The organism is Hydrogenovibrio sp., assembly GCF_049975065.1.
In the GTDB taxonomy this organism is placed as follows: domain Bacteria; phylum Pseudomonadota; class Gammaproteobacteria; order Thiomicrospirales; family Thiomicrospiraceae; genus Hydrogenovibrio.
This window is the reverse complement of sequence record NZ_JBNGDN010000025.1, coordinates 1-23,316: the sequence shown is the minus strand read 5'-3', so window position 1 is coordinate 23,316 and position 23,316 is coordinate 1. Positions and strand designations below refer to the sequence as shown.

Here is a 23,316-nt window from a genome sequence, read left to right as displayed (position 1 = left end):
TGCAATAACCTATCGGAACAGGATAGACAAAACGAAACCCGCTAAGCCAATGGCTTCAGCGGGTTTTGTGTTTTGACGTAAAGTTTTTGTTCTGCCCGCCGTTAAATTGAATAAGAGAGAATAAACCCTAAAAAAGGCTGCGTTGCATTCCGATGGAAAAGCATTCGCGCTACAATAGAATAATAGATATATCCCTCTTTCAGACTGGAGAAAAATCATGGCAAACGATATTGGTATAGGCATTCTGAATTCAATGGGCGCAAATACATTTGATGTGGCCACCATGTCAAAAGTATTGGCGGAAGCCGATGTCGCCTCCAGACGCAATATCCTCGACAACAATGAAACCAAGTACACCAGCCGCTTAACGGGTTACGACATGTTGCAGCAGGCGTTTAATGGGTTTATGTCGCAGATTCCGGACTTGTTGGACATTAAAAACTTCCAGGAGAAATCGGTGTTGTCCACCGATCCATCCGTGGTAGATGCGACGGTGACCGGTCGTCCCAATAACGGTTCCTACCAGGTTGAAGTGCAATCCATGGCCACCTCGCACACTTTGGCGACGCAAGCCGATTTTGCTTCGACCAACTCAGTGATTGGCGAAGGGGCTTTGACCTTTAATGTCGGCGGGGCGGTCAGTACGGTGAATATTGATGCCACCAACAATACCTTGTCCGGCATTCAAAAAGCGGTAAACGATGCCGGCATTGGGGTGAATGCCTCGGTGGTCAACGTGGGCACCGGGTATAAATTGATGTTTTCATCTGAACAATCGGGAGCGAGCAATACCATTGATGTGTCTGTCACGGGTGACACGGACGGGAATGACGGGGATGCCTCCGGCTTGTCCCGCTTGGCCAGCGCCAATTTGAATCAGACGGTGGCGGCGCAGGATGCCACGGTGGTGGTGAACGGTTTAACGATCAATAATTCCGGCAATCAGTTGGAAGGGGTGATTGAGGGCGTGACCTTGAACTTGAAATCCGCGGATATCGGCAGTGTCAAAACCATTGAAATCCAAAACGATACCGAAGGATTGGAGCAGTCGGTTCAGGACTTTGTTGATCTCTATAATTCCTTGGGCGAGATTTTTAAAAACCTGGGGTCGTCCGAAACCAGTGAAGACGATGAAACCATGGGGACTTTGAATGGTGACTCGACGTTGCGCGAAGTGAAAAACCGCATTCGCAGCAGCTTGATTGATTCGATTCCGGGGTTGGCTGGAACCGTGCAGTCTTTGGGTGATATTGGCATTAAATCGAACCTTGACGGCACACTTGATTTGGATAGAGCCCGTTTGAGCAGTGCCATTGCCAGTGATCCTGAAGCGGTGGGTAAACTCTTTGCCGCCAGTGCCACGGCGACGGACAATCAGGTGCGTTACAAAGGTTCAACCGACGAGACGGTGGAAGGCACCTTTAATCTGAATGTGAATGTGGCCGCCTCTCAGGCGCAAATCACCGGTGGGTCGATTGGTCCGGGTGGTGATATTGTGATTGATGCCTCCAATAATGTTTTGAAAGTGGGCGTGGATGGCAATGAGTCGTTGGATTTGCAATTGACACAGGGCACTTATACCCGTGATGACTTGGCCAAGGAAATTGCCCGGGTAATTAACAATGACACCAATGTTGCGGGTGGCGGTGGTCGAGTGGCGGTGGAATATGACGACGCAACACAAAGTTATCAGTTGACCTCGCAACAATTTGGTACCAATTCCAAACTGGAATTGGTTTCGGGCAGCTTGCTAACCTCCGGCGTGACGGGGCTTGGGGTGACGGCGGAAACCACGGGGCAGGATGTGCAAGGTTATTTGGAAGGTGAGGATGGCACGCTCTACACCTTTGTTGGTCAGGGTCAAGATGTGCGCATTAACTCGATACTGGATGGCGCACCGCGTGGGCTGGAATTTAGCATTGAGGGTTCCACTATTGGTGCGCGCGGTTCCATGGAATTTAACCGTGGTTATGCCGATCGTCTCGGACTGTTGTTTGACGAACTGATGGATTCCGAGTCAGGGGTTGTGGGTGTAAGAGTCAGTAACTTTGAAAAACGCATAGAAGAAGTGGAAGAGCAGCGTACTAAAGTGGATGATCGTTATGAAAAACTGGAGATGAAATATCGTATTCAGTTCGGGGCCTTGCAAAGTCTGATTTCTCAGATGGACAGCACGCGCGAGTCGTTGGCGGCCATGCTGGTTCAGAAAAAAGATTAATCTGAACGATTAAACGTGTGACTGCAAGATTAACGCATTAATAACTTGAAAGCGGCCACGGTGATGGCCGTCTCTGGAAGGAAAAACGCTATGATGAACGCGATGATGAAACAGAAGTTTTTGAATCAATATCAGCAAACATCGCTGCAAACGGGGTTAGAAAACGCGACACCGCACAAGCTGGTGGCCATGCTGTATGATGGGGTTTTGGATAATCTGGCGCTGATTAAAGGGGCGATTGAGCGCAAGGACTATGAACTGAAATCCGCCAAGCTGAATAAAGTGGTGATGATCATCGGTTCTTTGCGTGCCAATCTGGATATGGAGCACGGCGGTGAAGTGGCCGCCAATTATGAAGCTTTGTATTCCTATATCAACAGCCGTTTATTCAAAGCCAGTGCGCAAAACGATTTGGAGATTTTGAATGAGGTGGCGGGTTTGGTGCGCGAATTGCGCGATACGTGGAATATGATTCCTGATAATTTCAAGTCGGCGTCTCGCTCGCAGATTGATATGGTGAAAAACGCAAAATGAACAGTGTGTTGCTGAATGCGTTGCATGAATCGAAAATGCTGCTGAATCTGGCCGAAAAAGGGGATTGGGATGCTTTTTTTGTGCGCCATGTGACTTGGTTTGAACGTGTCAATCAATTGTTGGAGCAGCCGCCGGAAGCCTCAGAGGCTTCCATTCAACAGTTGCTGGACGATGTGGATGCCATTAAACGCTTGATGCTGGGTCGTATGGAGGAAATTGAATCGTCCGTGTCGGTCAGTCGAAAACAGAAAAATGCGGTTAAGGAGTATCTCCGTTAAACGGGTGGCCTCTTTAACCGCCTCTCACCTTATGTCATACCCTTTCAAACAGGCTTAAATGCCTTTTCTTTTACGGCTTTTAGGCTTTTTTGTCAAAATAGATGCCAAATTTTTGACATCCTAAGTAAAAACTTATATAAAGTCATCTAAATGTCTAAATTCTATGGCGGCTAGATGAACGAAACGCTTTTATCCTCCCTGGTCGGTGATGGTTCGGCCATGCAACAAGTCAAAAAGTTAATCCAGCAAGTGGCCAATACCGATGCGACGGTGTTGATTCTGGGCGAGTCCGGCACCGGTAAAGAAGTGGTGGCGCAAGCTTTGCACTCGGTCTCTGCGCGTGCCAACCAATCGTTTATTCCCATTAACTGTGGCGCCATTCCCGGTGAGCTTTTGGAGTCAGAGTTATTCGGTCATGAAAAAGGCGCTTTTACCGGCGCAATCACGGCTCGAAAAGGGCGTTTCGAGCTGGCGGAGAAGGGCACGATTTTTCTCGATGAAATCGGTGATATGCCGTTGCCCATGCAGGTGAAGCTGTTGCGCGTGCTTCAGGAAAGAATGTACGAACGGGTGGGCGGCAACAAAAGCTTTGAGTGCGATGTGCGTGTCATAGCCGCGACCCATCGGAACCTAGAGGATAATATTGCTGAAGGGCGCTTTCGAGAAGATCTTTTTTATCGTTTAAATGTTTTTCCGATTGAAATGCCTTCTTTACGGGAGCGCCCAGAAGACATTCCGGATTTATTCGATTTTATGTTCCGAAAAATTCACAACTCCGGACGGGATATTCCGAGTTTGTCCGAACGCGCCATGATTGCGTTGCAACACTATCGCTGGCCGGGTAACGTCCGTGAACTGGGGAATCTGGCGGAGCGATTGTCGATTTTGTTTCCGGGTTTGACGGTGGCGTTTGATGATTTACCGGTCAAGTATCAAGTGGACATTCCAGAAGACGCTGGGCTGATTCGCGTGAAGACAGCGGATATTGTCGCGGATGCCGCCCACCATGAGGTGACCTCGGATGCACGCCTGGCAGAAGCGCAAGTGCCTAAGGTGGCCGATTCGGCGGCCCATTCCAATGCGCTTGCGGATGACACCTTTGCGCCCAAGGCGATGATGCCGAATTTAGAAGAAGGGCTGGACTTGAAGTCGTATTTGGTTGAGATGGAAGTGCAATTGATTCAACAAGCCCTGTCGCAAACCGACGGCAACGTCTCTCAGGCAGCGAAATTGTTGCAAACCAATCGCACCACCTTGGTTGAAAAAATACGCAAATTCAATTTGAATTGATTGGTTTCAAATTGATTGACTCGAAAGGATGTCCGCATGGATAAGGCTCAAGAAAAGGCGATAGAGCAGAAACGCTTGGCGGAGCTGGAAGCGGCGTTTGAGTTGTTTAATCAAACCTCGTCACAGTTAACCCTAGCCTATGAGTCGCTGCAGAATCAGGTCGAAGATCTACAGGCCAAGCTGGATGAGAGCAACCGCGAGAAACACCGAGTCGGTGAGCGTCTTGAGCAACTGCTGAACCTACTGCCCGCAGGGGTGATTGTGCTGGATGAGTATGACGCTATTATTGACATGAACCCCGCGGCGGAGTTGATTCTGGGCGCGGATGCCATGGGGCGCAATTGGGAAGTGGTGGTGCGCAATGTGTTTCTAATGGCCAATGACGCCGGTGAACTAATGACGCATAATCAAATGGTGTATCAGTTGTCGCAATCGCCGTTGAGCTTGTCGAAAGAAGACGGCGAGCGTTTAAACGGCAAAATTCTGCTGATTCAGGATGTGACGGCGGCGCGCGATTTGCAACAGCATATAAGCCGTCATCAGCGACTCAGCTCCATGGGCGAAATGGCGGCTTCGCTGGCGCATCAGATACGAACGCCTTTGGCGTCGGCTTTATTGTATGTTTCGCAACTGTCTTCGCCGCAACTGGCGGAAGACAAACGCGATAAATTTGTGGATAAAAGTTTGACCAGTTTGCGCCACTTGGAGGCGTTGGTGAAGGATATGTTGCAATATGCCAAAGGCGGTAAGGCGAAAGATCAGAAGGTGACGATCAGTGGTTTGTTGGAGGCTTTAAAGCATTCGGTTGAGCCGAAAGTCAATCAATCGAACAGTGAAATTCGGTTCCATGAGAAATCACCAGGCCTGGTGGTTTTGGGGGATGAGGATGCGCTCCTCACGGCACTGGAAAACTTGGTGGGCAATGCGATTGACATCGTATCGCAACAGGCCAAAATTGATGTTTTTGTGTTGGAAGAGCCGCAGCGTAATCGGGTGGACATTATCGTGGCCGATCATGGGCCTGGGTTGAGTGAAGAGATGAATGAAAAAATTTTTGAACCGTTTTTTACAAGCCGAGCACAAGGCACTGGCTTAGGGCTGGCCGTGGTGCGCGCGGTGGCCGAAGCGCATGGCGGTGAGGCCTGGGTGAAGTCAATCAAGGGGCAGGGCGCGCGGTTTGGTTTGCGGTTGCCGCTGTTGCAAAATGGAGAGGTGACATGACGCTGGCGAAAATACTGGTCGTAGAAGATGACTTGAAATTGCAGGAAGCGCTTGTGGACACACTGGAGCTGAATGACTTCGAAGTGGTGGCCGTCAGTTCAGCAGAAGAAGCGCTGGTGGCATTGGATGATGAGATTGCTATGGTGTTCAGCGACATTCGCATGGATGGCGCTTTGAATGGTTATGAGTTGATGGAACGAATTCGCGCCATTAAGCCCTATCTGCCGATTGTGTTGATGACGGCGTATGGCACGGTAGAGCAGGCGGTGGATGCCATGAAGGCGGGTGCGGTGGATTACATTATGAAACCGTTTGAAGCCGATGTGCTGGTCGAAAAAGCGCGCGCTTATTTTTACCGTGATGCCTCCACTGAAGAGGACTTTGTGGTAGCCGATGCGGCGACGATTCAGTTGAAAGCGATGGCGCAAAAGGTCGCCGAAAGTGAAGCGTCCGTGTTGATTACCGGTGAAAGCGGCACCGGTAAAGAGGTGTTGGCGCGTTTTGTTCACAACCATTCGCCGCGCAAAAAACAGCCGTTTGTGGCGATTAACTGTGCGGCCATCCCCGATAATATGCTGGAAGCCACCTTGTTTGGTTACGAAAAAGGCGCGTTTACCGGGGCATTGAAATCCATGCCGGGTAAGTTTGAGCAGGCGCAGGGGGGTACCATCTTTCTGGATGAAATCGGTGAAATGAAACCCGACTTGCAGGCCAAGCTGTTGCGGGTGCTGCAAGAACGCGAAGTGGAGCGGATTGGCAGTTCCAAGTTGATCAAGCTGGATGTGCGAGTGCTCAGTGCGTCCAATATTGACATGAAGCAGGCGATTGCCAATGGCGATTTCAGAGAAGACCTGTTTTATCGTTTGAATGTTTTTCCAATGCGCATTCCGCCTTTGCGTGAGCGCCCGAAAGACATTGCCGCGATTGCGGAACGTTTGTTACAACGTCACTGCGGCGGTCGTCGGGTGGAACCGGTGTTGTCGGCTCAGGCGTTGAAAGCGTTGATTGAGTTTCAGTGGCCGGGCAATATTCGAGAATTGGATAATGTGATTCAGCGTGCCTTGGTGATGATGTCGGGCGAGACGATCCAGCTTCAAGATATTTTGTTTGATGAATCCTTTTCCAAGTCAATGGGCGTGCCTGCGTCGGTGATGGGCGAGGTCGGATCACCGTCTCGGTCACACTCAGCCGATTCAGCCGAAACGGAAGATCAGGCCGCTGAATCGAGTTTTGAACCCGGCACAACGGATTTAAAAGAGCGGGAAGTGCATATTATTCTAGAAACCTTAAAAGCCAACCAAGGGCATCGGCAGAAGACCGCGGAAGCTTTGAACATTAGCCCGAGAACCTTGCGATACAAATTGGCACGTTTTAAAGAACAAGGGCTGGATGTTTTATAATGAGGTTAAACATGATACATTGACACTGAGAGGGGGATTGAGCGCAAAACCCGTTCTTGACCCTACTCCAAGCATTGACGTGTTGAAAACACGGGTGTTATTTGTTTGACACTTTTTTGGCATATCAATTGCTGGATATGTCATAATTCAATCATAAAATCGTCGCCGGGTTATGCTGACATAACCGCGATTTAATGGAGTTTTAAGCAAATCATGACAAATTCCGTAGACACTCAAAGCTTAATGTTGCAAATGCGCTCCTTAGCGGCAGAAGCGGCTTCCCAGACGCAGCCGGTTAAAGAACCGGAAAAAGGTGCCGAGTCGGCGGGGAAATTTGCCGATTTGTTGTCCAAGTCCATTAACGGGGTGGCGGAGCAGCAAAACAAGTCATCGGCCATGAAAACCGCTTTTGAAAAAGGCGAAGATGTCGATCTGACCGAAGTGATGGTGCAAGCACAAAAAGCCAGCTTGTCCTTTCAGGCAATGACCCAAGTGCGCAATAAGCTGGTGGAAGCTTATAAAGACATCAAAAATATGCCTATTTAACAACCCGATAACCGCCCTGCGCTGAAACAGGGCGTTTTCCAGTGAGAGATCATTTCTTCGATGGCTGAACAACCCACACTCGATCGAGCAAGTTCGCAAAAAGCGTCGGAAGGATCGCCACTCCTCAAGAACCTGACATCCTTGTCAGTCGCTAAGCAAGTCAGCTTGGTGATTGCATTAGCCGCCAGCGTTTCGCTGGCGGTTGGCATTATTCTCTGGTCACAATCAACCACTTATTCGTTGCTGTTTGGAAGCATGGATGCCAAGGACATGAGCGAGGTCATTCAGATTCTCGATCAGGAACAGGTGCCGTATAAGTTGGATGAAGCTTCGGGTGCTGTTCTGGTGCCGAATGATGTGGTCTATTCCATTCGTCTTAAATTGGCCGCACAAGGCTTTCCCAAACAGGCGCCCACCGGTTATCAGTTGTTGGATATGGATCAGGGCTTCGGTATTTCTCAATTTCGGGAAACCGCTCAATATCAGCGTGCTTTGGAAGGCGAACTGGCCAAATCGGTGTCCAGTATCAATGCGGTCAAGTCCGCCCGCGTGATTTTGGGGATGCCTAAGCGTTCTGTGTTTGTGCGCAAGCAGCAGGAGCCGACCGCTTCGGTGGCGGTGCAGCTGTATTCTGGTCGCTCGCTCAGTGAAGAGCAGGTGGATGCCATTGTGTATCTGGTGTCGTCCAGTATTCCGAATATGAAGCCTAAAGGCGTCACAGTGGTCGATCAGCAGGGCAATCTTCTCACTGGCGATTCGCACAGTGGGGTCATGAATGTGAGCCTGAAACAGTTGGGGTATACGCGGCAGGTGGAAGATACCTTGTCGCGGCGGATTATCCAGTTGCTCACGCCCGTGGCCGGTGGAACCCACAAAGTGCGTGCCCAGGTGACGGCCGAGTTGGACTTTACCCAGCAGGAGCAAACGCGCGAAAACTATGAACCCGATCCGTCGGCGATTCGCTCCGAACAGGAGCTGCTTGAAGTCAATCGCAACGAAGGACCCATGGGTATTCCCGGCGCTTTGACCAATCAGCCGCCGAGAGCGGGGATCGCGCCGGAAGAAGGGTATAACCCGAGAAACGATCCGAATCTACAGAATGCCAAGGAAAAAATCACTAAAAATTATGAGCTTGACCGCACCGTCAGTCATATTAAAAATTCCGTGGGAGCGATCCGCCGTCTTTCGGTGGCGGTGGTCATCGATGATAAAATCAGTTTAGGTGAAAACGGCGAACCGCAGCGCACCCCCTTGACCGAAGATGAGCTCACGCGTTATCGTCAGTTGGTCAGTGATGCCGTGGGGCTGGATGAAGCGCGTGGCGATACGCTCAGTATTGTGAATGCGTCCTTTATTCAGGAAAAACAGGAAGACTATGCGGAACCGGCCATCTGGGAAGCGCCTTGGTTCTGGACGCTGGTCAAGCAGGTTTTGGCAGGCCTGGCGGTTTTGATTATTATTTTCGGGGTGATTCGCCCGATGCTTAAAGATCTTTCCAAACGTCAGGAAGTGCAGCTGGATTACCCTGAAAATGTGCCGGAAGAGGAAGAAGATCTTGAAAACGCCGATGAAATCTCGCGTGCATTGGAGCAGATGAACGAAGAGGTTGAGCAGAAGGCTGAGGAAGCGGACGACCAATCGGATAAAGACAAAGAAATGCTTGAAAAAGTGAAAGCCATAGTGTCTGCCGATCCGAAGCTGGCGGCACACATTATCAAGCAATGGATGCAGAAGGATAAGTGAGATGGCCAAAGCGGAAATTGAAGAAGTTTCTGATGACGAATTAACGGGCTTGCAGAAAACGTCGATTTTATTACTGGCACTGGGAAAGGATACGGCGTCAAAAGTGTTGGGGCACCTGAATCCGCGAGAGGTTCAGCAGATCGGTACCGCCATGACGGATGTATCGGATGTCTCGCATCGTGATATTCATACGGTTATGAAAGGCTTTCTCGACGAGCTGGGAGAAGATGCGCTGGGCATTAATCCAACCGAATACGCACAGTCTTTAATGGTGGATGCCTTGGGCGAAGGCGGCGGCGGCCTGATGGATGCCGCCATGCTGGGGGATCAGGTGAAGGGGTTGGAGGCGTTAAAATGGATGCACCCCTCGACCATTTCCAATATGCTTCGCAACGAACACCCGCAGGTGGTGGCGATTGTGCTCTCTTATTTTGAGCCGGATTTATCCGCTGAAATTCTGTCTGGTATTCCCGAACGGTTTCAGTCCGAAGTGATTTACCGTATTGCGACCTTAACCACCATTCAGCCACGCGCGTTATTTGATTTGAACGAAGTGTTGGAAAATGCGTCCAGTGATGGCGAGGGGGGCAAATTGGCCACGATTGGCGGCGAAAAACGCGCAGCGGAAATCCTCAACTTGGTCGGCGGCGGTATCGATTCGCGCGTGTTGGATGACATCGCCATTGAGCATGAGGACATCAGTAAAGCCATTCAGGATAAAATGTTTGTCTTTGAAGACATCAGCGGGATTGAGCCGCGTGGCATTCAAACCATCTTGGGCGAAGTGCCGACCGACGTGCTGAAAATAGCGCTGAAAGGAGCCGACAAGAAGATGGTCGAATTGTTCTTGGAAAATATGTCCAAACGTCAGGCGGATATGTTGAGAGAAGAGCTGGAAATGACCGGGCCGGTCAAGCTCAGCGATGTGGAAGAAGCCCAGCGCAGCATTATCCAAACCGTTCGCCGATTGGCGGATGAAGAGAAGGTAATGATGCCGGGCGGCGGCGAGGAGTTTGTGTAGGTGGCTCAGGACGATTCGGTTTTAACCAAAAGTGCGCCTGGGGATGAAGAAGCACTGCCGGTCGCGACGCTGCTGCGTGCCGAAGAGGTTGCGGCACCCGAAATCAAGCCTTGGCATTATCAGGAACTGGGCAGTATCGAGCAGGCGAAAGCGCAGCAATTACGTTCTGAAGTGGAAGAAAAATTGCGCGAAGAAATCCGCCCTGAAATCATGCGTCGCGCATCGGTTTTGAAAAAAGAAGCGTTTGACACAGCGAAAAAAGAAGGGTACGACGCCGGTTACCAAGCCGGACTGGAAAAAGGACAAAAAGACGCATTTGAGCAGGCACAGCAGGAAGCTAAAACGGTATTGGCCGAAAAAGTGCGTGCGTTGGAAACGCTTCTGGAAGCCATGAGCCAGCCCTATCAGCAGATTGCGCAGGAGGTGTTTGGCTCCTTAGCCAAGCTGTCGATTCAAATGGCGGAAAAGTTGATTGAATTCGAGGTGACCACCCGTGAAGACTGGATTCTGAACGCGGTGCAGGAAGCCATTTCTCAGTTGCCGGATGACGACCTGCCGCTTGATATTATTTTGAATCCTCAGGACGCCACGCTGATCGAGACGTATCAGCAGGCACACCAGAAAAAATGGCACATTCAGTCAGACGATTCGATTCCGCTCGGGCAGTGTAAAGTCAAACAGGGGCACTCCTTGGTGGTCAACGATTGGCATCAACGGTTACAGGATTTTGTGCAAGCCTCCGAAACGGTGGTCGAACGCATGACGCAGGAAAATGAAACGGCACTGAAAACGGACGCGGAATCCGGCGAGCCGGACGAGCATACTAAACCGGTAGAATCTACAGAGGCGGTCGCGCCCCGATCGGATTCGGAACCCAGTCCAAATGCCACACCAGAAGCCAGTTCACGCCCCGTTCCAGAGCCGGATGCGACGAATGGGGCTTCGTGACAGGCCGTTTCCGGGCTTCGGTTGAATTTGATTGGCCTTGGCGGGTGCAGATCGGTGTTGAGCGGTCACTATGAATGAGTCGTTATTATGAAACCATCCTTATTTAATGCCTTCCTTCAAGACAAACTCTCGGCGTTTTCCACGCAGCTTCCCGCCTCCCCTCATTTGAAAGTTGAGGGTAAACTGGTGCGTATGGTTGGCATGACGCTGGAGGTGGTTGGCACCTATGCACCGATTGGGTCGCGCTGTCAGGTCATTACCAAATACGGGGATCCGATTGAAGCCGAAGTGGTGGGGTTTAACGATGACCGTTTGTTTTTAATGCCCATTGGTAAGGTGCATGGTTTGGAACCGAATGCAAAAGTGGTTCCGGTTTCGGGCGGTATTACCGTCGGTGTCAGTGCCGCTATGCTGGGACGAGTGATCGATGGTGCCGGCAATCCGCTGGACGGTGGCGGACCGATTGCTTATGATGATCGAGTGTCGTTGACCGGGCAGAAGATCAACCCCTTGCACCGTGCGCCGATTGAAGAGCCTCTGGACGTGGGCATTAAGACCATTAACGGTTTGTTGACCCTTGGCAAAGGGCAGCGGGTCGGGCTTTTGGCCGGAACGGGCGTGGGGAAAAGTGTGCTGCTGGGCATGATGACACGGTTTACCACCGCCGAAGTGGTGGTGGTGGGTCTGGTGGGGGAGCGTGGTCGTGAAGTGAACGACTTTGTGCGCAATAACCTCGGCGAAGAAGGGTTGAAGCGTTCGGTGGTGGTGGCGACACCGGCCGATGAGCCGCCCTTAATGCGTTTGCACGGTGCCATGCTGGCCACGTCGATTGCGGAATACTTCCGCGATCAAGGTAAAGATGTACTGTTATTGATGGACTCTTTAACGCGATTTGCTCAGGCGCAACGGGAAATTGCTTTGGCGGTGGGGGAACCGCCGGCCAGTAAAGGGTATCCACCCTCGGTATTTGCAAAATTACCGCAACTGGTTGAGCGTGCCGGTAACGGCGCAGCGCACTCCGGCTCCATTACCGCGATTTATACGGTGCTGGCGGAAGGGGATGATCAGAACGATCCCGTGGTGGATTCGGCGCGGGGGGTTCTGGATGGGCACATTTTATTGTCCCGTCAGATTGCGGATTCAGGGCGCTATCCTGCGATTGACATTGAATCGTCGATCAGCCGGGTGATGATTGATATCGTGTCACCGCAACAAGTGCGTTTGGCGCGACGGTTTAAACAAATTTACTCCACTTACCAGCAAAATCAGGATTTGATTAGCATTGGCGCTTATCGCAAAGGTACGGATTCGGCGATTGACGAAGCCATTGATAAATTTCCGAAATTAAACGGTTACTTATCGCAAGGCATTGACGAGTCGTTTTCGGTCAAGCAGAGTCTGGAAAAACTTGAAGCTTTGTTCTAGCCGCCTGTCGGAATTCACCCGAAAAATTCATAAACTAGGCACTCTCTCGCTTGTCTTTTGATTCCACAAGCCTTATTTTTCTCAGCTTTGCAGCTGAGTTCTTCGTTTCAGTCGGTCGTCATCGTGGAGTCGGTATTTAGTTGAACGTTTTCTTGTGAAACAAAGAACTCGACGCCCGAAGGGGTAAGTCGAAAAACCAAAATTCTGAGCGAGCTTGGCGCAAGTTTATGAAATTTTCGGGCTGGTTTAGGGCAGCACACTCGTGAGGAACGCATAAAAAATGGCCTTGTCAAAACTGGAAAGATTGCAAGTCTTGGTCGATTTGGCACAGGATGAATTGGATAAGGCTCAGGATGTGTTTGTCACGGTTCAGGGGCAGCGGGATGGCGTGCAAGCGCAGCTGAATTCACTGGTTGAGTACCATGCTGACTACATTGCGCAACTGTCGCAGGCTCGTGACATTACCGTGACACAATTACAGACCATGCAGTCGTTTCTGGATAAGGTTAACAATGCGATTCATTCACAGAAGCAACAACTTCAGCAGCTCGAAGGCGTGGTCGAAAAAGCCCATGAAGCCTGGTTGGAAAAGCGGCTACGGCATAAGTCTTTGCAAAAACTCCATGAAAAAATGCAGAAAGACCAACGCGTCAAACTGGATAAGCAGGAACAAAAAATGTTGGATGAGCTGGCCTCTCAAACATTTGTGCAGCGCAGTAAGTCCGGTGATGATTCCGTTTAGTTGCTTCGCCTGAGTTCGTTTACGACGCTTTGGGCTAGCCCGAATGTTTACCTTCGGTTCTTCGATTCATGAATTTGCGTTGAGATTGCGCAGAGTATTGGTTTCTCGACTTACCCCTTCGGGCGTCGAGTTCTTTGTTTCACAAGGAAATTTTCGAAGAAGCGTCGTATCCGCGATTACGACCGACTGAGAAAATATGGCTTGTGGAATCAAGGGGCAAGCAAGGTCGGTGCAAATTTGTGAAATATTCGGGCTAAGAATTGGCGTGCATGTTGCTTTGTTCAAGCTGACGTTGAATAAACATTTATTGGCGGAACCGATTATGATTGAACAAGCAACTGTATTATCCTTGCCCACTGGCAACGGCGCGTCATCCTCCAAGGGCGAATCCCCTCATGAACGGCAACTATTGCCGAAAATGAACCGCTCTTTTTCGGAGGCTATGGCTCAGGCACTGAATGCGCCCAGCGGCGATTCGCTCGCTGGAAAGTTGTCCGAAAAACGATCTGATATACAAGTGGCAGGCTTTATGGAAGCCGTGCCTGCGGGTACTTTTGCAAATGGCAAGACAGCGGTGATGGACATGGCGGCCATGCTCGAAAATGTGGCTGGAATGGCCGATAATGACGTCTCCGAGAAGGGTCAAAACCTGAATGACGTTCTACAACAGATCAGCTTGGCGTTTTCACCAGTGAACTCCGGTGGTTCAAAGCCGCTGCCAGCCGCCGCTGAATCCACTGAAGAATCGGTTGTTCTGCCAGGCCTAGTGGAAACGCTGAAAACCGAACTGGAAACCGATCAAGCCGAGTTATCATCCGGCCTGGCAAAAACGTCTGAAGCGGTTTTATCACCGGATGGCAAGGTGGCAGTGACCGATACGGTTGACACCGACAGCCTGACTACGGCGACAACAGAAGAAACAAGCCTATCGCCAGACCTGGCAAAAACGTCTGAAGCGGTTTTATCACCGGATGGCAAGATGGCAGAGACCCATGCGGTGACAGCGTCTGTCAATGGCTCGTCCGACACAGGAGCAAGGGTTTCGAACGGAACGGTGAGTTCGGCCACGGCTTCGGCCGCCATGTCTCAGGCACCGGGTCAGGCATCTGGGCAAACACCCGGACAAGTGGCTTCTGCCCAAGCAGCTGAAGCGATGATGCAAGAGCCGTCTTCCGAGAAACAAAAAGCCACTTTTGCGGCACAGGCTGGAACCCATAACCTGAAAACCGAATCGACTGTGGCGAAAGAACAAAGTTTGAACGCTCAGCTACAGGAAGCGAAAACCAGTAAACAGGAATCGTCTGGCTTGACCTTGGGACAGCAGGGTGGATCATCGCAATCGAATCAACAGGGACAATCGGCTTTTTCCGGTCAGCAACAGGCGCAGCAGCAGTTTATGAATCAAGTGCAAAAGCAAGTGGTTCAAGCGCAGCAAGAAAGTGTACGCGCTTCAAATGAAGCCTCTATGATGGAAGCGGAAAAAGTAGAGAAAGCGGAGAAAGTGTTGGGGAACCTTGGACTGGGGATGGAGATGAAAAAAGCCGCCGGTCTGAGTATTACCCAACCGGTGCGTTCACCTCAGTGGGGTCAGGCATTGGGTCAGAAAGTGACTTATATGGCGAGTCAGAAGATTCAGGAAGCCAAAATCACGCTGAACCCTGAAAAGCTGGGGCCGATTCAAGTCAAGTTGAGCTTGGATAAAGATCACCAAGCGCACATTTCCATGGTGACTCAGCAGGGCACCACGCGTGAAGCGATTGAAAATGCCATGCCACGCTTGAAAGAAATGCTGGAGTCGTCCGGCATCGGCTTTGGTTCGTTTGATTTGCGCGAAGAAAACAGTGCCGATGGTCAAGATCAAACTCGGCAGGACGGGCGCTCTGGCGGCATGACGCCAAATGGGGCTTTGGGCGGTGATGACGCGGAGGCCTTAGAGACGACGCTGCGGACGGTTACATCGGATAACTTGGTGGACTATTACGCTTAGCCGTCAACGATAAAAACGCAAGTGAAAGTTTTACAACATAGCAGGATTACATTTAGAGAAGGGAATGGACATGAAGTTACATCATAAAATTTCAGTGGCGACCTTAATTGGACTGGTGTCACCTTGGGTGAGTGCCAGTTCTGAAATAGAGGGAATTCCAACATTGGGGGTTGCTTTGATTGCGATCGGTGTGGGGGCGGTGGTCGCCGGGGCGCTGGTTTATCTGCTTTGGTGCAATAAGTCAGGGGTGTGTGAACAGTCTGCGCTGATTACGGCTCTGAAGAAAGTCACCGACAGTGCTGATTTTGACACGACCCTGTCCCCTGAATCGACGGATCCGAAATTGGTTAAGGCATTGAATCATCTCTTAGCCAAAGTCAGCGATGAACTGGCGGAAAAGGAAAGGGCCGCCAATACGGCCGTGCAGAGGGTGTCGGAACTGGAAGAGCAGATTGAGCAGCTCAACGCCAGTCTGGCCGAAGCTTATGAACAAGCCAATGCCGCCAGCGGCGAAGCGTCCTTGCCGGCCGTGTTTGATAATACGGAACTGGTGGGGGTTTCCCAACAACTGTCGAGCGTGGTTGAAAAAATGAATGCGGGAACCAAAGACGGTATGGCGTCGGCGGCCAACGTGATTTCCGAAGTGGCCGGGTTGACCGATGAAGTCACCCATGCGTCCAGCGTTATTAAAAAGCTGGAAGAGGACAGCAGTAACATCGGTACGGTGTTGGTGTTGATTCGCGACATTGCCGAGCAAACCAATTTGCTGGCCTTGAATGCGGCCATTGAAGCCGCGCGAGCCGGTGAGCATGGTCGAGGGTTTGCCGTGGTGGCGGATGAGGTGCGCATTCTGGCTGGGAAAACCCAGCAAGCGACCACTGAAATTCAAGCCATTATTGAAGAGTTGCAGCAGCGGGCACGCAATGCAGTGGAGGTCATGGGCAGCGGTCAAGAACGGGTTGAAACCACTCAGTTACAAGCTGGAAAAGTGAATGATTTTTTACACCAAATCGAAGATAATTTAACCCACTTGAAAACGGCGCAACAAGCCTTGTCCAGCGTCGTCAATAAACTTTAAATAATGACGTGAATTGCCTGAAAAATAATAAGGTCAGACTATGAAAGCAATTATCGGTACATTGGTGGTCGTGGGGTCTTTGCTGGGGGGTTACTTGCCCCACGGCAGCTTCGGCATCCTGATTCAGCCGCTGGAGGTTCTGATAATCTGCGGCGGGGCTCTGGGAGCCTTTATCATCGCCAATCCCGGCTGGGTGGTCAAAAAAAGCTTCAGCGGGGCTTTGGGGTTGGCGAAGCCAGCGCCTTACAATAAAGAAGTCTATATGGAACTGCTCGGCTTGATGTTCCGAATTTTCAATAAAGCACGTCGTGAAGGCTTGATGGCGATTGAAGCAGATGTGGAGGAGCCGCATTCCAGTGAACTGTTTAACGCTTCTCCGAAAATTGCCAATGACCATCATGCTGTGGATTTTATCTGCGACTATTTAAGACTGATGATCAGTGGTGCCAGCAACCCGTATCAAATTGAGGATTTAATGATCTTGGAGATGGATATTCACCATCACGAGGCGGCGGCACCCTCCGAAGCGGTGGGGAAGGTGGCGGAAGCCCTGCCCGGTTTTGGTATTGTGGCCGCGGTGTTGGGTATTATTGTCACTATGAGTTATCTGGATGCGGGTCCGCTGGAGATTGCGCACCATATGTCGGTCGCATTGGTGGGGACCTTTTTGGGTATCTTGGTGGCTTATGGTGTGGTGGCGCCGATTTCGTCAGACCTAGCCAATCGCGCCCATGACGAAAGTGCTTTTTTCGGCACCATTAAAACCTGCCTGATGGCCAATCTGAATGGGTATGCACCGCAAATCGCGGTGGAGTTTGGCCGGAAATCCATTCCGGGTGCGGAAAGACCTACTTTTCAGGAAGTGGATGAATTTTTGCAGACGCAAAAATAATGTCGATTGGGATTAAAATGAGCGAATATCGATGAGTGATGAACAATCCATTATCATCAAACGATTAAAAAAATGCCCGCACTGTGCCCACGGTGGCGCTTGGAAGGTGGCGTTTGCCGACTTTATGACGGCGGCGATGGCATTCTTTTTGATGTTGTGGATTTTGGGTGGCACCAATGACGAACAGATGCGTGCCATGGCGGAGTATTTTCGTGACCCCTCGGTGATTGAGGCTTCCCCGGATAATCTGGTTGAATCCAAAGAGGCCGGTCAAAGTTCTGATTCCATGATCGACATGGGCGGCTTTATGGACACCCCAAAAGGGGATGGTGAGGACACGGGTGCAGCGGATGCCGCCAGAGAAAAAGCTGAAATGCAGATGTTGAAGATGCAAATCGAAAAAAAAATTGAAGATAACCCGGTTCTGGAACAGTTCAAAAATCAGCTGAAAATTGAAGTGACTCCCAACGGGTTACAAGTGCAGATATTGGACGACCGTAAGCGTCCTATGTTTGGCAGCGGCGTGGATCTGCCGAAGGATTATGCGGCGAATATTCTGAAAGAAGTCGGCAGTGTTTTAGCGCAAAGCAATAATCGAATCAGCATTGCCGGGCACACAGATTCCTCTGGTTATCACTCCAATGCTGAGTATACCAACTGGGAGCTGTCAGCGGATCGTGCCAATGCGGCCAGGCGACTATTATTGGATGGCGGGGTGGATGGCGATAAAGTGGCTCAGGTGGTTGGTCTGTCGGATACCGTGCCATTCGACCAAGAAAACCCGTATAATCCACGTAACCGAAGAATCAGTATTATTGTGTTAAATAAAGAGGCAGACGAGCGTTTGAGAAGCCTCAGTGAGGCACCCAAGGTGGAAGATTTATCAAAGGAGATGATCAATCCGCCGATTTCTCAGAACTGAATCTCGGCGCCGAAGTCGCTTTCAGCGATGACATTTCGAGTGTTTAATTTTTGAATAAAGGATCAGAAGCATGGCAGAAGAAGTCGAAGAAGAGAAAAAAAGCAGTGGCGGTGGCAAAGGATTGGTTATTGCCTTGTTGGTGGTGGTCATTTTATTGATTGTCGGCATTGGAGTGATGACGTTTCTGTTGTTAAGCAGTGACGGTGGTGATTCGGATAAAGCGTCTGCACCCGCCCAAGAAGCTTCGGCCGAACACGGCGAAGGCGCGCCGTCTGAAGATGGGGTGGTGCGAAATTATTCACCCAAATTCAAGCAGTATGAGCCACCGGAGCCGGGCGCGGCACCTCAGTATTTTGCCATGGAGCCGTTTGTGGTGAATTTTAAGGGGGAGGGTAAAGCCAAGTTTCTGGCGGTGAATATGAAGTTTATGTCGCATTATCCGCAGTTGATAACCGATATGGAAAATTACCGCCCCATCTTGCGTAACGATATTACCGCTCTGTTGCGCGTGCAAACTTACACGGAAATGAATCAAGACAACGGGCCGGAAATCCTGCGCGAAAAAGTCTTGGCGACTGCCCGCAGTGTGCTGGAAAAACACAATATTTACCCAGACCTGCTGGAAGACGTTTATTTCGAACGTTTTGTAATGCAGTAAGGCGAGTCGAGTAGCATTTCATGGAAGATATCTTAAGCCAAGACGAAGTCGATGCTCTCCTGAAAGGGATGGGTGGGGGCGATGTCGATACCGAAAGCGATGATCCGAGTGACGGGCAAAGCGCGAAGGTATACGATTTCACCAACCAAGAACGCATTGTGCGTGGGCGGCTTCCAGCGCTGGATATTATCAATGAGCGTTTTGCACGCGGGTTTCAGCGACATTTCAATGAAATGATCATGTCCAGTGTTGAAGTGACGGCAGGTGAAGTCAAGATCATAAAAATGATCGATTATCTTCGAAATCTGTTTGTGCCGACGAGTTTGAATATATACCGCATTAACCCTTTAAACGGCGTGTCTCTTTTTACGCTGGATTCGAAGCTGATCTTCACCGCAGTGGATATGTACTTCGGCGGCACAGGCTTGTTGCCGTTCAAAATCGAAGGTCGAGAGTACACGCCGGTCGAGATGAGCATGGTGCGCAGTATCTTAGATATTTCCTCCGAGAATTTGCGCAAAGCTTGGGGGCCGGTGATGGACATTGAAATCGACTATATGCACTCGGAAATGAATCCGAAATTTGCCAGCATTGTCGATGCCACCGATATGATCGTGGTCAGCCCGATCAACGTGCGTTTTGAAGGGGTTGAAGGCCGAGTCGATATTGTCATGCCTTACGCCATGCTGGAGCCGGTGCGCGATAAGCTGGAAGAAGGCATGTCCAACCTTCAAGGTGAATCCGATAATCGTTGGTCTCGCACCCTGAAAGAGGAAGCTAAGAATATTGAGATTGACTTGTCTGTGAATCTGGCGGAGTTGCAGATGTATATGGACGATTTGATGAAAATGGAAAAGGGTGACATTATTCCGATTGAAATGCCCGAATTGGTCACGGTCAAAGCCGAAGGGATCAGTTTGGTCAAAGGTAAGGTTGGTGAAAGTAATGACCGAAAAGCCGTTCGAATCGAGCAGATACTGCACCATCCGGCTTATCAGGAAAGAGTGATCGAAAACGTAAAGGAATGGTACGATGAGTGACGAAGATGATATGAGCGCATGGGGTGATGCTCTGAACGAGCAGGCGGAGGCTGAAAAAGATTCGTCTTCCGCCCCCGAAGACGATGATCCATGGGGTGCCGCCTTATCGGAACAGGCCAGTTCACCAAATAATGCCGATGAGATCGATGCCGCTTCGTTTTCCGCTTTGGAAAAAGGCCGTGGCGACAGCAGTGAAAAAGTCGATCTGGACGTGCTGTTGGATATCCCTGTTACCTTGCAGCTTGAAATTGGACGCGCGAAAGTCTCGATTCGAAATCTGCTCTCCTACACTCAGGGCTCGGTAATTGAAATGGATCGTCTGGCGGGTGAGCCTTTGGATTTGCTGGTGAATGGCACCCTAATCGCGCACGGTGAAGTCGTGGTGATTAACGATAAATTCGGGGTGCGGCTAACGGATGTGATCAGCCCTCAGGAGCGGATCAAGAAATTGAAGTAAGGATGAATCTGCCAGGCCTAGCTAAACAGGCCTTCGATTGTGGCGTCGGGGGTTAAGCCGTGTGGCCAGCGGACATTAAGTGTCCGAATTCACATTAAGCGTGATTAAGCGTGGTATTTCAGAATGCGCTGCTTGTCGCGGTTCCAGTCACGTTCCTTTTCGGTGGCACGTTTGTCGTGCAACTTTTTCCCTTTCGCTAGACCAATATTGAGCTTCACTTTGCCTTTGCTCCAATGCAAATCCAGCGGTATCACCGTATAGCCTTTTTGATCCACCAAACCGATTAGGCGGTCAATTTCACGGCGGTGCATCAGCAGTTTGCGTAGACGCAAAGGATCCTGTTCGGTATGAGATGAGGCGGTGATCAAGGGGGTGATTAAGGCTCCGAACAGCCAGGCCTGGTTGTTTTTAAGCAGAACGTAGCTTTCGTTAAGCTGTATCTTGCCCTGGCGCAAGCTTTTGACTTCCCATCCCTCCAAAGCCAAACCGGCTTCAAAGGTATCTTCGATGAAAAAATCAAATCGTGCCTTTTTGTTTTGGGCGATGGTGTTTGGATTGTGTTGTTTTTTTTTCTTTGCCATAATAGCCGGATTATAGCGAATTTACTGGGTCAGTATGAAAAAAATCTCGCGCTCCGCGCTCTTACCTTATTCGGCCGAAGCGGTATTTGATTTGGTCAACGATGTGGGCGCTTATCCGGAGTTTCTGCCGTGGTGCGGTGGCGCACAGGTGCTGGAAGCCTCGGAAACGCATATGGTTGCCAGTGTGGTGATCGCTAAGGCGGGGGTTCGTCAAACCTTCACCACCCGAAATGCGCTGCACAGGCCAAGCCGAATCGAAATGCAATTGGTGGATGGGCCTTTCAAGCAACTGCACGGCATTTGGCAGTTTACCCCTTTGACGGACGAGGCCTGTAAAATTGCGTTTGATATCGAGTTCGAAATCAGCAACCGTTTACTGAATGTTGCGATCGGTCCGATTTTTGAACAGATTGTCACCACCCTGGTGCAGTCATTTTGTGAACGTGCCAAACAGGTGTATGGATGAACGTCGAAGTGGCTTATGCCTTACCGGAGGCACAGTATTTATTTTCAGTGGATGTGCCAGTGGGGACAACCGTTGAACAGGCCTTAAAAGCGTCCCCGTTATTAAAGGAATTCCCAGGCCTGGCGATAGAGAAAGTGGGCATCTGGTCACAACTGGTTTCATTGGATCAGCGATTGCGAGAAGGCGACCGCATTGAGGTTTACCGCCCTTTAAGAGCGGATCCGCGTGACCGAAGACGACAAAAAGTTGAGAAAGAACGTCAAGGCGGGGTTTGAAAAATACATCGCCATCTCCACTATTTATTACATAGTCAATTGAGCTGAGATTGATGTGTTACCGATGGGGACATGCCACTTTCTGTCATAGAGTGCTACAGCTTAATTGACTCAAACGTTTTGTGCGTTTAGGAGTCAATTTTATGGCGCAAACGTCACGTGAATCACGTATAATGCAGTTTTCGTTCCTGAGGTTATCGGGGGACTAACCAATCGTTGACGAATCATTCCAAAATCCAAATTACGGGGATGCACTGGTTTCGACGGGGGGTACGAAGTTTAGGATGCATGCCGTGCCTGAATGATGCACGTAAATCTTTATTTCACTTTGTTATAGTTGCAAACGACGATAACTACGCTCTAGCGGCTTAATCCCGCTAGCGCAGACTGGGGCCGTTGTTCGTGGCGCCCAGCTCTGTGTCGACTTACACGGAATCGTCAGCTTTATGTGTTTGGATGAAGTCTGATTAAACGTTACAAACTCGCCGGATACGATCCCTGTTGATCGGGCAGTATTTTGGTTAAAACAATAGATCAAATAAGCATGTAGAGTTTTAAGTGGAGGCTTCTCGGACGGCGGTTCGACTCCGCCCATCTCCACCAAACAGCATTACAAGAAAGCCGGCTCAGAGCCGGTTTTTTTGTACCCAAAATCGTGTGGAGGCTACCGCTCTTTTATTGATCAGAGTGACTAAGCCTGGTTTGCTTCGCTTTTTGCGATTGAGACGGTTTTTGAGTATTTTGAAGCCCTTATCAGTCGCCAGGGTGGGGTTCACGCTCCAGCACTTTCCAGTCTACCAAATAGCCTTCCTCGTCGAAATTGACGTAAAGATGGCGAACCGCGTCTGGATGAAAGTTGGGGTCGGTGGTATAGAAAATGTATTCCCAGTGATAGGGGTTGTAGGGGTCTTGACCGAAGGGTGGGCCGAGCAGCTCTTTGACTTGCCCGACCACCAAGCCGGTTTGCAAGGTGTCCAGGGCTTCTTGGTCGATAACGGTGCCTTGGGTTATCGTCGCCTTGTAGGGGGTGAAAAATGAACAGCCTGATAGCAGTGAAACGCTTATCAGGGTGGTTAAGGTTTTGAAATAGGTTTGGCGGGTTTTATTCATGGATTCCGTCGATTCGTTTTAACTTAAATCAATTTTTGGTTTATTATACACACTAGTGATTTTTAATAGGGAATCTTGAATTCAATGAGCAGTGCTGAATTAAAAAAAGTGGGCTTGAAGGTCACTTTGCCGCGTCTTAAAGTGTTGGAAATTCTGGAGCAGGAAGGGGATGAGCATCATCTAACGGCCGAAGATGTCTATAAAATGTTAATCGAACAGGGCGAAGAAGTCGGTTTGGCAACGGTTTATCGGGTTTTGACTCAGTTTGAGCAGGCGGGCATCGTGCGTCGTTTGAACTTTGAGAATAATATTTCGGTGTTTGAGCTGGATACGGGCGATAACCATGATCATTTGGTTTGTCTGAAAACCGGTAAGGTCAAAGAATTTGTGGATCCGGTCATTGAGGAGCGTATCCAGCAAATTGCCAAAGAGAAAGGCTATAACTTGTCGGCACACAGTTTGGTGATTTACGGCACACTGGAAG

At 50.1% G+C, this 23,316-nt stretch carries 24 protein-coding genes and 1 other RNA gene; 23 read left to right on the top strand and 2 right to left on the bottom strand.

Annotated elements, in window-relative coordinates; genetic code table 11:
* The first annotated feature begins 217 nt into the window (after positions 1–217).
* The 19 genes from fliD to fliN all read left to right on the top strand — a co-directional run bounded on the left by fliD (position 218) and on the right by fliN (position 20,400).
* A complete protein-coding gene (gene fliD, locus ACP5D0_RS04810) occupies positions 218–2,218 on the top strand; it encodes a flagellar filament capping protein FliD (RefSeq protein WP_472364468.1) in 2,001 nt (666 codons plus the stop codon).
* A 90-nt stretch (positions 2,219–2,308) separates the two neighbouring features.
* Positions 2,309–2,752 (top strand): flagellar export chaperone FliS, encoded by a 444-nt coding sequence (gene fliS / locus ACP5D0_RS04805; RefSeq protein WP_472364467.1) that lies wholly within the window; start codon positions 2,309–2,311, stop codon positions 2,750–2,752.
* On the top strand, positions 2,749–3,030 hold the full coding sequence (locus ACP5D0_RS04800; protein WP_472364466.1) for a flagellar protein FliT: 282 nt from the start codon (positions 2,749–2,751) through the stop codon (positions 3,028–3,030). Before fliS ends, ACP5D0_RS04800 begins: the two co-directional genes overlap by 4 nt.
* 174 nt (positions 3,031–3,204) lie before the next feature.
* Entirely contained in the window at positions 3,205–4,320 is a 1,116-nt protein-coding gene (locus ACP5D0_RS04795) for a sigma-54 interaction domain-containing protein (protein WP_472364465.1), read from the top strand.
* Positions 4,321–4,356: 36 nt separating this feature from the next.
* Positions 4,357–5,541, top strand: coding sequence for a sensor histidine kinase (locus ACP5D0_RS04790; RefSeq protein WP_472364463.1), 1,185 nt, complete (start codon positions 4,357–4,359; stop codon positions 5,539–5,541).
* Complete coding sequence (locus tag ACP5D0_RS04785; protein ID WP_472364462.1) at positions 5,538–6,941, top strand: sigma-54-dependent transcriptional regulator; 1,404 nt, start codon at positions 5,538–5,540, stop codon at positions 6,939–6,941. The genes ACP5D0_RS04790 and ACP5D0_RS04785 overlap by 4 nt, the downstream gene beginning before the upstream one ends.
* 213 nt (positions 6,942–7,154) lie before the next feature.
* Positions 7,155–7,487 carry a flagellar hook-basal body complex protein FliE gene (gene fliE, locus ACP5D0_RS04780; protein ID WP_472364461.1) on the top strand — a complete coding sequence of 111 codons (333 nt, stop codon included), beginning with the start codon at positions 7,155–7,157 and terminating at the stop codon, positions 7,485–7,487.
* Positions 7,488–7,547: 60 nt separating this feature from the next.
* Positions 7,548–9,230, top strand: coding sequence for a flagellar basal-body MS-ring/collar protein FliF (fliF, locus tag ACP5D0_RS04775; RefSeq protein WP_472364460.1), 1,683 nt, complete (start codon positions 7,548–7,550; stop codon positions 9,228–9,230).
* A 1-nt stretch (position 9,231) separates the two neighbouring features.
* On the top strand, positions 9,232–10,251 hold the full coding sequence (gene fliG / locus ACP5D0_RS04770) for a flagellar motor switch protein FliG (RefSeq protein WP_472364459.1): 1,020 nt from the start codon (positions 9,232–9,234) through the stop codon (positions 10,249–10,251).
* Entirely contained in the window at positions 10,252–11,199 is a 948-nt protein-coding gene (locus ACP5D0_RS04765) for a FliH/SctL family protein (protein WP_472364457.1), read from the top strand.
* 87 nt (positions 11,200–11,286) lie between these two features.
* The gene (fliI, locus tag ACP5D0_RS04760; protein WP_472364455.1) at positions 11,287–12,624 is read left to right on the top strand and encodes a flagellar protein export ATPase FliI; all 1,338 of its coding nucleotides are present in this window, start codon (positions 11,287–11,289) and stop codon (positions 12,622–12,624) included.
* Between the two features lie 280 nt (positions 12,625–12,904).
* Positions 12,905–13,366, top strand: a complete 462-nt coding sequence (fliJ, locus tag ACP5D0_RS04755) for a flagellar export protein FliJ (protein WP_472364454.1) — start codon at positions 12,905–12,907, stop codon at positions 13,364–13,366.
* Between the two features lie 322 nt (positions 13,367–13,688).
* Positions 13,689–15,353: a flagellar hook-length control protein FliK gene (locus tag ACP5D0_RS04750; protein ID WP_472364453.1), complete on the top strand. Its 1,665-nt coding sequence runs from the start codon at positions 13,689–13,691 to the stop codon at positions 15,351–15,353.
* A 70-nt stretch (positions 15,354–15,423) separates the two neighbouring features.
* Positions 15,424–16,431 carry a methyl-accepting chemotaxis protein gene (locus tag ACP5D0_RS04745; RefSeq protein WP_472364452.1) on the top strand — a complete coding sequence of 336 codons (1,008 nt, stop codon included), beginning with the start codon at positions 15,424–15,426 and terminating at the stop codon, positions 16,429–16,431.
* A 40-nt stretch (positions 16,432–16,471) separates the two neighbouring features.
* Positions 16,472–17,323: a flagellar motor stator protein MotA gene (gene motA, locus ACP5D0_RS04740; protein WP_472364451.1), complete on the top strand. Its 852-nt coding sequence runs from the start codon at positions 16,472–16,474 to the stop codon at positions 17,321–17,323.
* Between the two features lie 31 nt (positions 17,324–17,354).
* Entirely contained in the window at positions 17,355–18,245 is an 891-nt protein-coding gene (gene motB / locus ACP5D0_RS04735) for a flagellar motor protein MotB (RefSeq protein WP_472364450.1), read from the top strand.
* Between the two features lie 70 nt (positions 18,246–18,315).
* The gene (locus ACP5D0_RS04730) at positions 18,316–18,903 is read left to right on the top strand and encodes a flagellar basal body-associated FliL family protein (protein WP_472364449.1); all 588 of its coding nucleotides are present in this window, start codon (positions 18,316–18,318) and stop codon (positions 18,901–18,903) included.
* Positions 18,904–18,923: 20 nt separating this feature from the next.
* Positions 18,924–19,943, top strand: a complete 1,020-nt coding sequence (gene fliM, locus ACP5D0_RS04725) for a flagellar motor switch protein FliM (RefSeq protein WP_472364448.1) — start codon at positions 18,924–18,926, stop codon at positions 19,941–19,943.
* Positions 19,936–20,400 carry a flagellar motor switch protein FliN gene (gene fliN / locus ACP5D0_RS04720; protein WP_472364447.1) on the top strand — a complete coding sequence of 155 codons (465 nt, stop codon included), beginning with the start codon at positions 19,936–19,938 and terminating at the stop codon, positions 20,398–20,400. Before fliM ends, fliN begins: the two co-directional genes overlap by 8 nt.
* Positions 20,401–20,504: 104 nt before the next feature.
* On the opposite strand, the gene smpB is transcribed toward fliN, so the two are convergent.
* A complete protein-coding gene (smpB, locus tag ACP5D0_RS04715) occupies positions 20,505–20,981 on the bottom strand; it encodes an SsrA-binding protein SmpB (protein ID WP_472364445.1) in 477 nt (158 codons plus the stop codon).
* Positions 20,982–21,015: 34 nt separating this feature from the next.
* Here smpB and ACP5D0_RS04710 point away from each other — a divergent pair, with 34 nt between their 5' ends.
* The 3 genes from ACP5D0_RS04710 to ssrA all read left to right on the top strand — a co-directional run bounded on the left by ACP5D0_RS04710 (position 21,016) and on the right by ssrA (position 22,325).
* A complete protein-coding gene (locus tag ACP5D0_RS04710; protein ID WP_472364444.1) occupies positions 21,016–21,447 on the top strand; it encodes a type II toxin-antitoxin system RatA family toxin in 432 nt (143 codons plus the stop codon).
* The gene (locus tag ACP5D0_RS04705; RefSeq protein WP_472364443.1) at positions 21,444–21,722 is read left to right on the top strand and encodes an RnfH family protein; all 279 of its coding nucleotides are present in this window, start codon (positions 21,444–21,446) and stop codon (positions 21,720–21,722) included. Before ACP5D0_RS04710 ends, ACP5D0_RS04705 begins: the two co-directional genes overlap by 4 nt.
* Positions 21,723–21,967: 245 nt before the next feature.
* Positions 21,968–22,325: a transfer-messenger RNA gene (gene ssrA, locus ACP5D0_RS04700) on the top strand.
* 150 nt (positions 22,326–22,475) lie between these two features.
* On the opposite strand, the gene ACP5D0_RS04695 is transcribed toward ssrA, so the two are convergent.
* Positions 22,476–22,832: an outer membrane protein assembly factor BamE gene (locus ACP5D0_RS04695; RefSeq protein ID WP_472364442.1), complete on the bottom strand. Its 357-nt coding sequence runs from the start codon at positions 22,830–22,832 to the stop codon at positions 22,476–22,478.
* An 84-nt stretch (positions 22,833–22,916) separates the two neighbouring features.
* Here ACP5D0_RS04695 and fur point away from each other — a divergent pair.
* On the top strand, positions 22,917–23,316 hold a 400-nt coding region (fur, locus tag ACP5D0_RS04690; protein ID WP_472364441.1), incomplete at its 3' end, for a ferric iron uptake transcriptional regulator.

Bases quoted from the DNA above. Each gene is read 5' to 3' on its own strand.
- ACP5D0_RS04705 (WP_472364443.1), top strand. From the start codon at position 21,444: ATGAACGTCGAAGTGGCTTATGCCTTACCGGAGGCACAGTATTTATTT.
- ACP5D0_RS04795 (WP_472364465.1), top strand. From the start codon at position 3,205: ATGAACGAAACGCTTTTATCCTCCCTGGTCGGTGATGGTTCGGCCATG.
- fliN (WP_472364447.1), top strand. From the start codon at position 19,936: ATGAGTGACGAAGATGATATGAGCGCATGGGGTGATGCTCTGAACGAG.
- fliI (WP_472364455.1), top strand. From the start codon at position 11,287: ATGAAACCATCCTTATTTAATGCCTTCCTTCAAGACAAACTCTCGGCG.
- ACP5D0_RS04730 (WP_472364449.1), top strand. From the start codon at position 18,316: ATGGCAGAAGAAGTCGAAGAAGAGAAAAAAAGCAGTGGCGGTGGCAAA.
- ACP5D0_RS04800 (WP_472364466.1), top strand. From the start codon at position 2,749: ATGAACAGTGTGTTGCTGAATGCGTTGCATGAATCGAAAATGCTGCTG.
- fliF (WP_472364460.1), top strand. From the start codon at position 7,548: ATGGCTGAACAACCCACACTCGATCGAGCAAGTTCGCAAAAAGCGTCG.
- ACP5D0_RS04695 (WP_472364442.1), bottom strand. From the start codon at position 22,832: ATGAATAAAACCCGCCAAACCTATTTCAAAACCTTAACCACCCTGATA.
- ACP5D0_RS04710 (WP_472364444.1), top strand. From the start codon at position 21,016: ATGAAAAAAATCTCGCGCTCCGCGCTCTTACCTTATTCGGCCGAAGCG.
- fliJ (WP_472364454.1), top strand. From the start codon at position 12,905: ATGGCCTTGTCAAAACTGGAAAGATTGCAAGTCTTGGTCGATTTGGCA.
- fliD (WP_472364468.1), top strand. From the start codon at position 218: ATGGCAAACGATATTGGTATAGGCATTCTGAATTCAATGGGCGCAAAT.
- motA (WP_472364451.1), top strand. From the start codon at position 16,472: ATGAAAGCAATTATCGGTACATTGGTGGTCGTGGGGTCTTTGCTGGGG.
- ACP5D0_RS04785 (WP_472364462.1), top strand. From the start codon at position 5,538: ATGACGCTGGCGAAAATACTGGTCGTAGAAGATGACTTGAAATTGCAG.
- ACP5D0_RS04745 (WP_472364452.1), top strand. From the start codon at position 15,424: ATGAAGTTACATCATAAAATTTCAGTGGCGACCTTAATTGGACTGGTG.
- motB (WP_472364450.1), top strand. From the start codon at position 17,355: ATGAGTGATGAACAATCCATTATCATCAAACGATTAAAAAAATGCCCG.
- ACP5D0_RS04750 (WP_472364453.1), top strand. From the start codon at position 13,689: ATGATTGAACAAGCAACTGTATTATCCTTGCCCACTGGCAACGGCGCG.
- fliS (WP_472364467.1), top strand. From the start codon at position 2,309: ATGATGAACGCGATGATGAAACAGAAGTTTTTGAATCAATATCAGCAA.
- fliM (WP_472364448.1), top strand. From the start codon at position 18,924: ATGGAAGATATCTTAAGCCAAGACGAAGTCGATGCTCTCCTGAAAGGG.
- fliE (WP_472364461.1), top strand. From the start codon at position 7,155: ATGACAAATTCCGTAGACACTCAAAGCTTAATGTTGCAAATGCGCTCC.
- ACP5D0_RS04790 (WP_472364463.1), top strand. From the start codon at position 4,357: ATGGATAAGGCTCAAGAAAAGGCGATAGAGCAGAAACGCTTGGCGGAG.
- smpB (WP_472364445.1), bottom strand. From the start codon at position 20,981: ATGGCAAAGAAAAAAAAACAACACAATCCAAACACCATCGCCCAAAAC.
- fliG (WP_472364459.1), top strand. From the start codon at position 9,232: ATGGCCAAAGCGGAAATTGAAGAAGTTTCTGATGACGAATTAACGGGC.